General features: G+C 70.4%; 14 protein-coding genes. 7 read left to right on the top strand and 7 right to left on the bottom strand.

Translation table 11 applies throughout. From position 1 onward, the window contains the following. The first annotated feature begins 5 nt into the window (after window positions 1–5). The 4 genes from KAG51_RS01550 to pknB all read left to right on the top strand — a co-directional run bounded on the left by KAG51_RS01550 (window position 6) and on the right by pknB (window position 5,950). Window positions 6–1,304, top strand: coding sequence for a BofC C-terminal domain-containing protein (locus KAG51_RS01550; protein ID WP_290579908.1), 1,299 nt, complete (start codon window positions 6–8; stop codon window positions 1,302–1,304). Further along, window positions 1,301–2,680: an FtsW/RodA/SpoVE family cell cycle protein gene (locus tag KAG51_RS01545; RefSeq protein WP_290579907.1), complete on the top strand. Its 1,380-nt coding sequence runs from the start codon at window positions 1,301–1,303 to the stop codon at window positions 2,678–2,680. The genes KAG51_RS01550 and KAG51_RS01545 overlap by 4 nt, the downstream gene beginning before the upstream one ends. Then, window positions 2,677–4,146, top strand: coding sequence for a penicillin-binding protein 2 (locus KAG51_RS01540; RefSeq protein ID WP_290579906.1), 1,470 nt, complete (start codon window positions 2,677–2,679; stop codon window positions 4,144–4,146). The genes KAG51_RS01545 and KAG51_RS01540 overlap by 4 nt, the downstream gene beginning before the upstream one ends. Before the next feature lie 64 nt (window positions 4,147–4,210). Beyond that, the gene (gene pknB, locus KAG51_RS01535; protein ID WP_290579904.1) at window positions 4,211–5,950 is read left to right on the top strand and encodes a Stk1 family PASTA domain-containing Ser/Thr kinase; all 1,740 of its coding nucleotides are present in this window, start codon (window positions 4,211–4,213) and stop codon (window positions 5,948–5,950) included. 14 nt (window positions 5,951–5,964) lie between these two features. On the opposite strand, the gene KAG51_RS01530 is transcribed toward pknB, so the two are convergent. Continuing rightward, complete coding sequence (locus KAG51_RS01530) at window positions 5,965–6,693, bottom strand: DUF881 domain-containing protein (RefSeq protein ID WP_290579902.1); 729 nt, start codon at window positions 6,691–6,693, stop codon at window positions 5,965–5,967. Window positions 6,694–6,808: 115 nt separating this feature from the next. On the opposite strand from KAG51_RS01530, the gene KAG51_RS01525 reads away from it, so the two are divergent. Next, window positions 6,809–7,255 (top strand): cell division protein CrgA, encoded by a 447-nt coding sequence (locus KAG51_RS01525; RefSeq protein ID WP_290579900.1) that lies wholly within the window; start codon window positions 6,809–6,811, stop codon window positions 7,253–7,255. Between the two features lie 252 nt (window positions 7,256–7,507). Here KAG51_RS01525 and KAG51_RS01520 read toward each other — a convergent pair whose 3' ends face one another. Together KAG51_RS01520 and KAG51_RS01515 are read right to left on the bottom strand one after the other, a co-directional pair. Continuing rightward, the gene (locus tag KAG51_RS01520) at window positions 7,508–8,362 is read right to left on the bottom strand and encodes a rhomboid family intramembrane serine protease (protein ID WP_290579898.1); all 855 of its coding nucleotides are present in this window, start codon (window positions 8,360–8,362) and stop codon (window positions 7,508–7,510) included. A gap of 12 nt (window positions 8,363–8,374) precedes the next feature. Beyond that, window positions 8,375–8,899 carry a peptidylprolyl isomerase gene (locus KAG51_RS01515; protein ID WP_290579896.1) on the bottom strand — a complete coding sequence of 175 codons (525 nt, stop codon included), beginning with the start codon at window positions 8,897–8,899 and terminating at the stop codon, window positions 8,375–8,377. Window positions 8,900–8,992: 93 nt separating this feature from the next. Between KAG51_RS01515 and KAG51_RS01510 the strand changes: the two genes are divergently transcribed. Continuing rightward, window positions 8,993–9,115, top strand: a complete 123-nt coding sequence (locus KAG51_RS01510; protein WP_290579894.1) for a hypothetical protein — start codon at window positions 8,993–8,995, stop codon at window positions 9,113–9,115. A 76-nt stretch (window positions 9,116–9,191) separates the two neighbouring features. Next, the gene (locus KAG51_RS01505) at window positions 9,192–9,965 is read left to right on the top strand and encodes an enoyl-CoA hydratase/isomerase family protein (RefSeq protein WP_290579892.1); all 774 of its coding nucleotides are present in this window, start codon (window positions 9,192–9,194) and stop codon (window positions 9,963–9,965) included. A 141-nt stretch (window positions 9,966–10,106) separates the two neighbouring features. Here KAG51_RS01505 and KAG51_RS01500 read toward each other — a convergent pair whose 3' ends face one another. From KAG51_RS01500 to KAG51_RS01485, 4 genes are all read right to left on the bottom strand, one after another. After that, the gene (locus KAG51_RS01500; RefSeq protein WP_290579890.1) at window positions 10,107–10,481 is read right to left on the bottom strand and encodes a DUF3817 domain-containing protein; all 375 of its coding nucleotides are present in this window, start codon (window positions 10,479–10,481) and stop codon (window positions 10,107–10,109) included. Next, entirely contained in the window at window positions 10,478–11,278 is an 801-nt protein-coding gene (locus KAG51_RS01495) for an SURF1 family protein (protein WP_290579888.1), read from the bottom strand. The genes KAG51_RS01500 and KAG51_RS01495 overlap by 4 nt, the downstream gene beginning before the upstream one ends. A gap of 3 nt (window positions 11,279–11,281) precedes the next feature. Then, window positions 11,282–12,550, bottom strand: a complete 1,269-nt coding sequence (gene glyA / locus KAG51_RS01490) for a serine hydroxymethyltransferase (protein WP_290579886.1) — start codon at window positions 12,548–12,550, stop codon at window positions 11,282–11,284. Between the two features lie 72 nt (window positions 12,551–12,622). Continuing rightward, on the bottom strand, window positions 12,623–13,261 hold the full coding sequence (locus KAG51_RS01485) for a response regulator transcription factor (RefSeq protein WP_290579884.1): 639 nt from the start codon (window positions 13,259–13,261) through the stop codon (window positions 12,623–12,625). Window positions 13,262–13,317: the final 56 nt, after the last annotated feature.

Genomic DNA, 13,317 nt, shown 5'->3' with positions numbered 1-13,317 from the left:
CGCCCGTGTCCGAGACCCCGCTCGCGCTGCGCTACACCGCGCTCACCGACGTCGGCCTGCGCCGGTCGAACAACCAGGACTCCGGGTACGCCAGTCCCCACCTGCTGCTGCTGGCCGACGGCATGGGCGGCGCCGCGGCGGGTGACCTCGCCTCTTCCGAGGCCGTCACGATCATCCGGTCGGTCGACGACACCACCACCGACGACCCGGGAGAGGGCGACGCCCTCGAGCACCTGACCGACGTCGTGAACGCCGCCAACCAGCGACTCGGCGACCTGATCGAGGCCGATCCCGCGGTCGAGGGCATGGGCACCACCGTCGAGGCGATGCTGTGGGACGGCGAGAAGTTCGCCGTGGCCCACCTGGGCGACTCGCGCGCCTACCGCCTGCGCGGCCAGCGCCTCACGCAGCTCAGCGCCGACCACACGTTCGTGCAGAGCCTGGTCGACGAGGGCCGCATCACGCCGGAGGAGGCACGGCACCACCCGCACCGGTCGCTCCTGCTGCGCGCCATGCTCGGCCGCGACGACTTCGAGGCCGACTACTCGTGGCTGCAGCCACAGCTCGGCGACCGCTACCTGCTGTGCAGCGACGGCCTCTCCGACATGGTCGAGGACGACGCGATCGCCCGGGCACTCGGTGCGGAGTCGATCGACGTCGCTGCCACCGAGCTCGTCCGACTCGCGCTCGAGGGCGGCGGCGCCGACAACGTCACGGTCGTGATCGGTGAGATGGTCGAGGCCTCGTCGATCGACGAGGAGTCCGATCTCGCGTGCGCCGACGGTCGGCCCCAGCTCGTCGGTGCGGCCGCCGAGTCCCCGCAGCCGCGCCGCGGTGCCGCGGTCGACGTCCACGACTCGACGGCGCGGTTCGCGGTCGACCCCGAGGAGCTGCGCTACGCGCCCCGCGAGCCCTCTCGGTGGCGGTGGGCCCGGTGGATCGCCGCGGTCGTCGTGCTGCTCGCGGTCATCGGGGCGGCCGCCTGGTATGCGTACCAGTGGACGCAGGACCAGTACTTCGTCAGCGACTCCGACGGCACCGTCGCGATCTACCGCGGCGTCGACGCCGACCTGCCCTTCGTGACCCTCAAGCACCTCGAGACCGAGACCGACATCCAGGTCGACGACCTCTCCTCGTTCCAGCAGAGCCAGGTCCGTGACGGCATCGAGGCCACCGACCTGGCCGATGCCGAGCAGATCGTGCGCGACCTGCGCGACGACGCGATGCCGGCGCCCACCCCGACCACGCCGACCACCCCGGTCGCTCCGACGATGCCCGCTCCGACGGAGACGGTGGTTCCGTGAGCGGCACCGGAGAGACCACCTGGGTGCCCCGCAAGCGCCGCGGCGCCGAGCTGGTCCTGACCGTCATGGCCGTCGGGCTGGCGATCTTCGCCTACTGCGCCGTGGGCCTGGGTGCCGAGGGACGCGTGCCCGCCGGCGCGGTGGGCCTGGCCGTCACGTTGGTCGTGGTCGCGGTCGCCGCGAATCTGCTGATCCGCCGCTTCGCGCCGTACGCCGATCCCGTGCTCCTGCCGCTCGTGCTGTGCCTCAACGGCCTCGGGCTCGCGATGATCTACCGGATCGACCTGGGCATGGAGGCCCGGCGCGACAGCTGGACGTCGCTGGCCCCCAACCAGCTCATGTGGACCGGCATCGGGGTCGCCGCCTTCGCGACCGTGCTGCTCGTGGTGCGCGACCACCGGCGCCTGCAGACGCTCACCTACTCGTTCGGCCTCGCCGCCGTGGTGCTGCTGATCCTGCCGCTGCTGCCGGGCATCGGCCAGAACATCCGCGGCGCCCGCATCTGGATCAACCTCGGCCCCTTCAGCTTCCAGCCGGGCGAGGCCGCGAAGATCTGTCTCGCGATCTTCTTCGCCGGCTACCTCGCCGAGAAGCGCGAGGCGCTGGCGCTGGCCGGACGCCGCGTGCTCGGCGTCGACCTGCCGCGCGCCCGTGACCTCGGCCCGATCATGATCGGCTGGCTCGTCAGCATCGGCATCCTCGTGCTGCAGCGCGACCTCGGGTCCTCGCTGCTGTTCTTCGGCCTGTTCGTCGTGCTGCTGTTCATCGCGACCGAGCGCGCCGGCTGGATCGTCGTGGGCGGCGGGCTGTTCGCCCTGGGCACGTGGTTCGGGTACCTGCAGTTCAGCCACGTCCGGCGACGCTTCGAGGCCTGGCAGGACCCCTTCGGCGATCCTGACCAGAACGGCCAGATCATCAACGCGCTCTACGGACTCGCCCACGGTGGTCTGCTGGGTCGCGGCTGGGGACAGGGCAGCCCCGAGCTGACCCCGATCGGCTACTCCGACTTCATCGCCACCTCGTTGGGCGAGGAGCTGGGCCTCACCGGCCTCATGGCGATCCTCCTGATCTACGGGCTCATCGTCGAGCGCGGTCTGCGCATCGCCCTGACCTGTCGTGACGCGTTCGGCAAGCTGCTGGCCGCCGGTCTGGCGATCTCGATGGCCATCCAGGTCTTCGTCGTGGTCGGCGGCGTCACGCACCTGATCCCGCTGACGGGTCTCACGACACCCTTCCTGTCCCAAGGCGGGTCGTCGATCGTCATGAACTGGGCGATCATCGCGATCCTGCTGCGCATCAGCGACCAGACGCGGCGCCCGGCCCCGCCGGTGCAGCCCGTCAGCGAGGACGAGGCGACCCAGGTGGTCAAGCTGTGAACACCCCCATCCGACGACTCGCGGTCGCCTGCCTGGTGCTGTTCCTGGCGCTGATGGGCAATGCCACGTACGTGCAGTTCATCGACGCCGACAACCTCAACGCCGAGCCCAACAACAAGCGGGTCATCGACGACGAGTACTCCCGGGAGCGCGGCGCGATCCTGGTCGACGGCGAGCCGGTCGCTCACAGCGTCCGGTCCGACGACCAGTTCGAGTTCCTGCGCACCTATCCGGAGGGCGCACTCTTCGCGCACCTGACCGGCTACTTCTCGTACACCTACGGTCGTTCGGCGGTCGAGAACAGCGAGAACCCGATCCTCTCCGGCAGCGACAACCGGCTGTTCGTCAACCGGGTCGTCGACCTCGTGGCCAACAAGCAGCCCAAGGGCGGCAGCGTGGAGCTCACGATCGACCGGTCCGCGCAGACCACGGCGGCCGCGGCCCTCGCCGCTCTGCCGAGCGGCACGAAGGGGTCCGTCGTGGCCCTCGACCCGCAGACCGGCGAGATCCTCGCGATGGTGTCGCAGCCCTCGTACGACCCGAACGCGCTGGCGTCGCACGACTTCGGCGCCGTCACGCAGGCGTGGACCGCGCTCAACGACGACCCCGCCAAGCCCCTGCTGAACCGCTCGACGCAGGAGATCCTGCCGCCCGGCTCGACCTTCAAGCTCGTCACGGCCTCGGCCGCGCTCGAGCAGCTCAACCTCACGCCCGCCTCGGTCGTCCAGGGCGGATCGGAGCTCAGCTTCCCCGGCATCGAGTACACGCTGCCCAACGCTGGCGGCGGCAACTGCGGGGGCGACCAGATCTCGCTCGAGCAGGCGCTCAACGTCTCGTGCAACGTCTCCTTCGGGTCGCTCGCCACGCAGGTCGGCCAGGGTGCGCTCGAGGAGCAGGCCGCGAAGTTCGGTTTCGGCGACAAGCTCATCGAGGGCATCGCGTCCAACGCGAGCCGGTTCACGACCGAGGGCACCGAGCTCGAGGCGCCCCAGCTGGCCCAGTCCGGCATCGGCCAGTTCGAGGTCGCCGCCACCCCGCTGCAGATGGCTATGGTCGCCGCAGGCATCGCCAACGACGGGGTCGTCATGAAGCCGCACCTCGTCCAGACCGTCCGTGACCCGAGCCTGCGGATCCTGGATGACGCCGGCGACGGCGAGGAGTACGGCCGGGCGCTCTCGCCCGAGCACGCCGCGATGATGCAGCAGATGATGATCAGCACCGTCGAGGGCGGCACGGCCAGCTCGGCCCGCATCCCCGGCCAGACCGTCGGCGGCAAGACCGGCACGGCGCAGCGGGGCGGCGACCTGCCGAACCTCGCCTGGTTCGCCTCGTTCGCCGGCTCCGGCGAGAACCAGGTCGCGGTCGCGGTCGTCGTCGAGTCGGCCACGGCCACCGACGACATCTCCGGGGGGCGGCTCGCAGGTCCGATCGCCAAGGCGGTCATGGAGGCGCTGCTCTCCTCATGACCACGTCACGACTTCATTTCCCCGGTTCGCCCGGGATCGACCTCGACTTTGGGAGAGTGTCCTCATGACGGAACCCCACAGCTCCGCCCTCCTCGGTGGCCGCTACGAGCTCGGCGAGATCCTGGGCCGTGGCGGCATGGCGGACGTCCGCCTGGCCAGCGACCGCCGTCTGGGGCGCACGGTCGCGATCAAGCAGCTCCGTCCCGACCTGGCGTCCGACCCCACGTTCCAGGAGCGCTTCCGCCGTGAGGCCCAGTCCTCGGCCGCGCTGAACCACCCGTCGATCGTCGCGGTCTACGACACCGGCGAGGCCCCCAACGAGCAGGGAACCTCGATCCCCTACATCGTGATGGAGCTCGTCGAGGGTCAGACCCTGCGCGAAGTCCTGCGCGACGGCCGCAAGATCCTTCCCGAGCGCGCCCTGACGATCACCGCCGACATCCTCAGCGCGCTCGACTACAGCCACCGCTCCGGCATCATCCACCGCGACATCAAGCCCGCCAACGTCATGCTGACGCCTTCCGGGCAGGTCAAGGTCATGGACTTCGGCATCGCCCGGGCGATCGCGGACGCCTCGTCGGCCATGACGCAGACCGCGGCCGTCATCGGCACGGCCCAGTACCTCTCGCCGGAGCAGGCCCGCGGCGAGACCGTTGACGCCCGCAGCGACATCTACTCCACGGGCTGCCTGCTGTACGAGCTGCTCACGGGACGTCCCCCGTTCGTCGGCGACAGCCCGGTCTCGGTCGCGTACCAGCACGTGCGCGAGGAGGCCCGGCCGCCGTCCCAGCTCAACCCCGACGTCTCGATGTCGATCGACCACATCGTGGCCAAGGCGCTCGCGAAGCGCGTCGACGACCGGTACCAGTCCGCGGGCGACATGCGCCGCGACATCGAGCGGGCCGTCGCCGGACACCGGGTCGACGCTCCCACCAGCACAGTCCCCGCCACGGCCGCGACCCAGGTCGCGCCGGCGGTCGCCATGCCGCCGCGCGAGCCGGGTGCGCGTCGCGCCGTCGACGAGGACGAGTCCTCCGGCACGGGCAAGTGGTGGGCCATCGGCGCCCTCGTCGTCCTGCTGCTGATCGCGGCCGGTTTCGGCATCTGGAAGCTCACCGAGCCCGATCCGCCGCCCACGCCCACCGTCGAGGTCCCGGACGTGGCGGGGCAGACCGTCGACGCCGCCACCGGACGGCTCACCGAGGCCGGGCTCACGGTCGCCGCCCAGCAGGAGACCCGCGCCGACGCCGAGGTGCCCGACGGCAGTGTCATCGGCACCGATCCCGACGTCGGCACGACGGTCGACGAAGGCACCGAGATCACCCTGATCGTCAGCAGCGGGCCGGAGCCGGTCGAGGTGCCGGACGTCCGTGACCTCACGTACGAGCAGGCAGCTCAGACCCTGCAGCAGCTCGGCCTGCAGGTGACCCGCGAGGATCGCGACTCCGACCAGCAGGCCGACACCGTGATCCAGTCCAACCCGCCCGCCGGCACGATGCTCGATCCCGGCCAGAGCGTCACGCTGATCGTCTCCAAGGGACAGATCCAGGTGCCGGACGTCACGGGCATGGACGTCAACGCGGCGATCGCGGCCCTCACGCAGGCCGGGTTCGATCCGGCGAAGATCGCCCAGCAGAGCCGTACCGAGCCGGACGAGACCGCCGGCACCGTGCTCGAGCAGTCGCTCGATGCCGGCAGCCGCGTCTCGCCGGACTCCACGATCGCCCTGACCGTGGCGGCGGCACCCACCGATGGTGGGGGCGGCGGTGGCGGTGGCGGTGGCGGTGGCGGCAACGGCGGCTGACCCCGGCTCGCGGGTCAGCCGTCGGTCGGCACCTCGGCGTGCCGCAGGTCGACCCGGCCGGTGTAGGCCGGCGCGGTGATGGTGCTGTCGATCTCGGTCTGCAGTCCCAGGCTGTACCGGCGCACGTACTCGCGGTAGACCTCGACCTGGGACGATCGGTCAAGGGCGTTCAGCAGACGCGAGGTCGTGCCGATCGCCTCGATCACGTACGGCGGCGAGTAGGGCACGCCGTCGATCACGACGGTGCTGCCCACGCACTTGATGCCGGACGTCGAGATGAGGCGCTGACCCTGGAGCGTCACCGCACGGGCGCCGCCGGCCCACATCGCGTTGACGAATCCCTGGATGTCCTGCTGGTGCACGACGAGCTGGTTCGGGTCCGTGGCTGCCTCGTCGGCCGAGCGTGGCGCATCCGTGAGGGTGATCCGCAGGCCGGAACCGGACAGCTCGACGATCCCAGCGTCACGAGCGGCGATGTCGCCGGCACTGATCAGCTGGTCGAGCCCTGGCGCACCGACCGCTGCCGACAGCCCGGCGATCTGATCCTCGAGCGAGGTCGCGGACGCGCGCTTGAGCTCGACCTCCCGGGCACGGTCCTGCAGCAGCGGGGCGATGTCGCCTCCCGCGGGGCGCAGATCGGATCCGCGCGAGGTCACGGCACTCGACACGAAGGCGTACCCGGCCACGACGCTGACGCACAGGGCGCCGATGCGCCACGCGCGTGAACGCGTCGATGCGGCCATCGTCTCGCCTCCTCCCGTGCCCCTCCCGCGGGGTGTGCACCTTCATGACTACGCTAGCGGAGGCACCGCAGCCCGGTCGCCACTCGTCGATCGTCCCCCAACACCGAGGTGACCCGTGAGCAAGTCCACCCCCAAGTCCCGAATCCGCGGCGGCTGGTGGCATCCGGCCGCGATCGTCCTCGGCATCCTCGGCCTCGGCTGGTTCGTGACGTGGCTGTTCTACTCGATCGACACCAACCTCCCCGGTCCCGAGACGCCGTCCTTCGTGACCGATCTCGGCAACTGGAACTGGGCCATCGCCGGCGTCCTCGTGGTCGCCGCCTCGCTGATCGCCTCGAGCACGGCCCCCGAGCCCGAGCCCGGTGCGTCGCTGGGCTGGCGCTACGCACCGCAGCTCATGGTCGGAAGCGCACTGATCGGCCTGCTCTGGATCGTGACGTTCTACACGATCTCCAACACCGAGGTCGAGATCCCGGTCATCACCGACCTCGGCAACTGGAACCTCGTCATCGGCATGGGCTTCATCGTCGCGGCCTTCGGGTTCGCGACCAAGTGGGAGTAGGGCGCGCGGCTTCGCCGCTCCAACGGCTCGTTCCTCGCCGTTGACGGGCTTCCCCGTGGGCCTGCCTCGGCTTCGCCTCGGCCTGTGGTCACCACGTAGGCCGGACTTCGTCCGGAACTCTAGCCTCGGCTTCGCCTCGGCCCGTGGTTGATGCGGGCGCTGCTGCCAGTGCCTGGTGACGCTGTCGCCGCTCCGCTCGGCGGACTTACATGGGTGTAATTCTGCACAGGGTGGGGACAAGGCTGTGGATAACTAGCCGTTCAGGGCGAGGGAGCGCAGGGCCGTGATGACCACCGTGAGCACGATCAGCACCGCGACCCCGATCGTCTGGGCCAGCGCACCGCGACCCCGCGGTGCCACCACGATCGCGAGACCGAACAGCACACCGGCGACGAACCCGCCGAGATGGCCCTGCCAGCTGATGCCGTCGCGCAGGCTCAGCAGTGCGTTGATGCCCAGCAGCACCACGAGGGTGCGGACGTCCTGGCCCGACTTCAGCAGCAGCACGAGCGCCAGGCCGAACAGGGCGAAGACCGCACCGGACGCCCCGACCGTGGGGACGTTGGGCCCGGTCAGCCAGAAGACCACGGCCCCCGAGAACACCGCGGACGCCAGGTAGAAGGCCACGAAACGCGCCGTGCCGAGCCGCTCCTCCAGGAACTGGCCGAAGATGTACAGCCCGAACATGTTGAACAGCAGGTGCATGGCCCCTACGTGCAGGAACGCCGACGTCAGGAGTCGCCAGTACTCGCCACCGGCCACGCCCTCCACGAGCTGGCCGTCGTAGACGACCGCGTGGCCCACGATGGCTCCCCACACGTCGAGCCCGGTGCGACCCAGCTCCTGCAGCAGCACCGACACGACGTAGACGGCCACGTTGAGACCGATCAGGACCCAGGTGGCCGCCCCCGCGTTGCGCGGGATGGCACCGCCCGCGGCGGTGCGGGGCTGCCGGACCGCCTTGGCCCCGCGCGCGATGCACGCGGGGCACTGGAAGCCGACAGAGGCGTCGCGCATGCACTCGGGGCAGATCGGCCGCTCGCACCGCTGGCACGAGATGTAGGCCTCCCGGTCCGGATGCCGGTAGCAGACGGACTCAGCGCTCACGACGCGTCTCGATCACGCGCGGGTGATGCTGACCTTGTCGATCGTGACGGCCTCGAGCGGGCGGTCGAACCCGTCGGTGCTGACCGCCGCGATCGCGTCGACGATCGCCCGGCCCTCGGGATCGGTGACCTCGCCGAAGATCGTGTGCTTGCGGTTGAGCCACGGAGCCGGTCCGACCGTGATGAAGAACTGCGACCCATTGGTGCCCGGTCCGGCGTTGGCCATGGCCAGCAGGTACGGGCGGTCGAACTGCTTCTCCGGGTGGAACTCGTCGCCGAAGGTGTACCCCGGACCACCCGTGCCGGTGCCGAGCGGGCAGCCGCCCTGGATCATGAAGCCGGCGATGATGCGGTGGAACGCGAGGCCGTCGTAGAACGGCTCGGTGCTGACCGAGCCGGAGTTGGGATCGACCCACTCCTTGGTGCCTTCGGCAAGACCCACGAAGTTCTCGACCGTCGCCGGAGCGTGGTTCGCGAAGAGCTCGACGGGGACGTCGCCGAGGTTGGTGTGCAGGGTCGCGATCAGCTGGGCGGCCACGTGTGTCCTTTCGGGGGGGAAGTACGCCGCTATTCTCCCACGTCACTCCAATCACTGACGCGCCGCCGGGCCGATGGCCGATAGGTTGGCTGCATGAGGTCTCTTCGTCCACGTCGCACCCTGGTGCTCCTGCTCGGCATCGCGCTCGCCGCGGTGGTCCTCCGCCTGGCCACGGCTGACACCGGCGGGGTCTACGACCCGGCGGTGGCGTCATGAGCGAGCGCCAGCGAGCGAACCACCAGATGGTCATGACGGTGCCGCCTATCGTTGCTTCTCCTGTGGCGGTGGCGTCATGACGGTCGAGGTGACGCGGCACGGTGACGTGGCCGTCCTGACGTTCACCGACGGCGGCGTCAACCTGTACTCCCTCGATCTGCACGCGGAGTTCGACACCGCGCTCGACGCGCTCGAGGCCGACCTGCCCCGGGCGCTCGTGGTGCGCGCCGAGGGCAAGCTCGTCTCCGGCGGTGTCGACGTCGCCCAGTTCCACGCCCGCACGACCAAGGCCGACACCCAGGCGCTGTACGACCGCATGCTCGAGCTGCCCGACCGGTTCGCCGCGCTCGACGTGCCCACGATCTTCGCCGCGCACGCCTTGACGCTCACGTGGGCGCTCGAGGTCGCGCTCGCCTGCGACGTCCTGCTCGCGACGCCGAAGGCGAAGTTCGGGCTCGTCGAACGGGTCATCGGCCTCACGCCCACGATGGGCGGCACGCAGCGTTTCGCCTCCCGCGCCGGGGTGGCCCGCGCCAAGGAGTTTGTCTTCACGGGCGACCTCTACGACGCGGCGACGCTCGAGCGGTGGAACGTCGTGAACCGCGTGATCGAGGACGACGACTTCGATGCCGCGGTGCTGCGGTTCGCCGAACACCTGGCCGTGGGGCCCACGAAGGCCTTCGGCGCCGCCAAGCAGATCCTGCGGCACTTCGAGAGCGGCGGTGTCGCCGAGGCCAACACCCACACGACCGCGATCGCCGCGGAGCTGTTCGACACCCAGGACCTGCAGGACGGCATGGTCTCGTTCCTGACCGACGGACCGGGCCAGGCCACCTTCCACGGACGCTGACGTCTCCCGCCCGGGTGGACGCAATCTGAGGGTTTGTGGTTGCTGCGCCGGCAGATCTGAGGGGGTGAGGGGGCCGGAGCACCCTCAACCCCTCAGATTCGGTCGCTCAGGACGACCACCAGACGAGGCCCGCCGGCCGGGTCAGGCGGCGGGGTGCCCGGCGTGCACGGCACGGGTCGTGCGGCGCTCGGCCCAGAAGCTGACGACCGGGATCGTCGCGAGCAGCATCGTCGTGATCGTCATGCTCGGGCGCCAGCGGAAGCGGCTGGCGATGATCGCGATGATGACCAGCAGCACCATGAACAGGACACCGTGCACCTGGTCGATCGTGAAGATGAGGTCCTCGTTGAGGTTCCACCACGACGTGGGATCGGTGACGCGCTGGGCCACGGCCGCCGTGATGACGAAGATCAGGTTGAGCCCGACGACCGTCGCGACGACCTGGTAGGCCCGCAGGATGCCCGGGGTGGGGGACGCCGCGGACGGCGCCGGTGGGGTGGGGGAGGAGTCACTCACGGCGTCAGGCTATCGACTCGCTCCGAGCGGTCGGGGTCGGGAGCCGCGCGGCGAGCCCGCTCGGACGAGACGAGCTCCAGACCCATGCGCCACCACATGAACAGGGCGAACAGACCGAAGACCCACCACTGCAACGAGTACGCGAGATTGCGCAGCCCGACCGTCCAGGAGACCTCGGGCTCCGGCACCTCGGCGAGGGCGAGCCCACCGGCGACGTCGGTGGACGTGCTGATGCCGAACCCGGGGAACAAGGCGTACGGCAGCTCGTTGACCAGGGCGGGGACGCGGATCGAGGCCATGACCTCGGCCTCAGCGCTCGCGGAGACGTCCGCCGGGTCGACCGGCTCACCCGGTTCCAGGACGACGCGGAAGGTCTGCTCGCTCGCCGGCGGCGTCGGGAGCTCGCCGAGCTCGGGGCTGAAGCCGCGCACCACCAGGATCGCGGTGCCCGGGTCGTCGGCGAGCTCGAGCGGGGTGAGCAGCCAGTACCCGTCGAGACCGCCCTGGGTGCGCCCGGAGACCCAGTGCTGCTCCTGCGCCGGACCGAACGTGCCCGTGACCGTGACCGGCCGGTGGTTCATCGTGTCGAGGAACGGCTGGTCGGGTGACCAGACCTCGTCGATCGGGACCGTGGGCACCTCCTGGCGGTCGGCGCGCTCGTTCTCCTGACGCTGGTCGTAGGTGCCAAGCTGCCAGGCGCCACCGACGAAGCAGATCGTCACGGCCACCACGGCCAGGGCGTGCAGACCCCACATGGGGAGCCGCAACCACAGGCGCAGCGTGCCGTCGCGACCCACGAGTCAGGCGTACGGCGCGACGTCGGGGTACAGCGGGAAGCGCTCGGCGAGGGCGGCGGTGCGCTTGCGCAGCGAGTCGAGGTCGGCGCCCGGCTTGAGGGCCTCGGCGATCACGTCGGCGACCTCGGCGAACTCCTCGGCCGCGAAGCCGCGGGTCGCGAGGGCCGGGGTGCCGATGCGCAGGCCGGAGGTGACCTTCGGCGGACGCGGGTCGTTGGGCACCGCGTTGCGGTTGACCGTGATGCCGACCTCGTGGAGGAGGTCCTCGGCCTGCTGGCCGTCGAGCTCGGAGTGGCGCAGGTCGACCAGCACGAGGTGGACGTCGGTGCCGCCGGACAGGACCGACACGCCAGCCGCGCTGACGTCGGACTGCAGGAGACGGTCGGCGATCAGCCGAGCACCCTCGATCGTGCGCTGCTGACGCTCGGCGAAGCCCGGCTCGAGCGCCATCTTGAACGCGACCGCCTTCGCGGCGATGACGTGCTCGAGCGGGCCGCCCTGCTGGCCCGGGAACACCGCCGACTGCAGCTTCTTGGCCACGTCGAGGTCGTTCGAGAGGATCGCGCCACCGCGCGGGCCGCCGAGCGTCTTGTGGGTCGTGGTCGACACGACGTGCGCGTGCGGCAGCGGACTCGGGTGCAGTCCGGCGGCCACCAGACCGGCGAAGTGCGCCATGTCGACCCACAGGTAGGCCCCGACCTCGTCGGCGATCTCGCGGAACTTGGCGAAGTCGAGCTGGCGCGGGTAGGCCGACCAGCCGGCGATGACGACCTTCGGGCGACGCTCCAGCGCGAGCTGACGCACCTCCTCCATGTCGACCAGGCCGTTCTCGTCGACGTGGTAGGCCGCGACGTCGTAGAGGCGACCGGAGAAGTTGATCTTCATGCCGTGGGTCAGGTGACCGCCGTTGGCCAGGTCCAGGCCGAGGATCGTGTCACCGTGGCGGGCGATCGCGTGAAGCACCGCGGCGTTGGCGGTCGCGCCGGAGTGCGGCTGCACGTTGGCGTACTCGGCACCGAAGATCTGCTTGAGCCGGTCGATCGCGATCTGCTCGACCTCGTCGACGACCTCGCAGCCGCCGTAGTACCGGGCGCCGGGGTAGCCCTCGGCGTACTTGTTGGTCAGGACGCTGCCCTGGGCCTCGATCGCGGCGACGGGGGCGAAGTTCTCCGAGGCGATCATCTCGAGCGTCGTCTGCTGACGGCGCAGCTCCGCGTCGAGCAGTGCGGCGATCTGGGGGTCGGCCTCGGCCAGACGGGCGTTGTGGTCCATGCCGAGAAGGATATCGGCCCGTGAACAGGTGGTGGACCGGGCCAGCAGGACGGTGGGCTCAGGGGCGTGGGCTCAGGGGCGCTTGTGCGTGGCCGCGAGGACCGCGGCCTGCGTGCGCCGCTCCAGACCGAGCTTGGCCAGGAGCTGGGACACGTAGTTCTTGACGGTCTTCTCCGCGAGGCTCATGGCCTCGGCGATCTGGCGGTTGGTCATGCCCTCGCCGATGAGGTCGAGGATGCGACGCTCCTGCGAGGTCAGGCGGGAGATCGGGTCGTCACCGTGGCCGTTGCGGATGCGCTCGAGCACCTGCATCGTGATGGCCGGGTCGAGCAGCGACTGCCCGTCCGAGACCCGGCGGACGGCCTCCACCAGCTCGTTGCCGCGCACCTGCTTCAGGACGTAGCCCGCCGCACCAGCCATGATCGCGGCGAACAGCGCGTCGTCGTCGTCGTACGACGTCAGGATCAGGACCTTCACCGACGGGTCGGCCGACCGGACCTCGCGGCAGACGTCGATGCCGGAGCCGTCGGGGAGCCGGGCGTCGAGCACCGCCACGTCCGGCTTCAGGCGCAGAATCTCGGGCACGGCCTCGGTCGTGGTGCCGACGTCGCCGACGACGTCGAGCCCGGCACCCTCGAGCAGTCCGCGCAGCCCGTGACGCACGACCTCGTGGTCGTCGAGCAGGAAGACCCGCACCGATGGTGTGTCCATAGGCCACATGGTGACGGGTCCCGGGGTCAATCGCAGGTCAATCTGATGAAGGACGG

This window comes from Aeromicrobium sp. (assembly GCF_023146395.1).
Lineage (GTDB): Bacteria > Actinomycetota > Actinomycetes > Propionibacteriales > Nocardioidaceae > Aeromicrobium.
This window is presented reverse-complemented; position numbering and strand designations above follow the sequence as displayed.

Bases quoted from the DNA above. Each gene is read 5' to 3' on its own strand.
- pknB (WP_290579904.1), top strand. From the start codon at position 4,211: ATGACGGAACCCCACAGCTCCGCCCTCCTCGGTGGCCGCTACGAGCTC.
- KAG51_RS01530 (WP_290579902.1), bottom strand. From the start codon at position 6,693: ATGGCCGCATCGACGCGTTCACGCGCGTGGCGCATCGGCGCCCTGTGC.
- KAG51_RS01510 (WP_290579894.1), top strand. From the start codon at position 8,993: ATGAGGTCTCTTCGTCCACGTCGCACCCTGGTGCTCCTGCTCGGCATC.
- KAG51_RS01505 (WP_290579892.1), top strand. From the start codon at position 9,192: ATGACGGTCGAGGTGACGCGGCACGGTGACGTGGCCGTCCTGACGTTC.
- glyA (WP_290579886.1), bottom strand. From the start codon at position 12,550: ATGGACCACAACGCCCGTCTGGCCGAGGCCGACCCCCAGATCGCCGCA.
- KAG51_RS01485 (WP_290579884.1), bottom strand. From the start codon at position 13,261: ATGGACACACCATCGGTGCGGGTCTTCCTGCTCGACGACCACGAGGTC.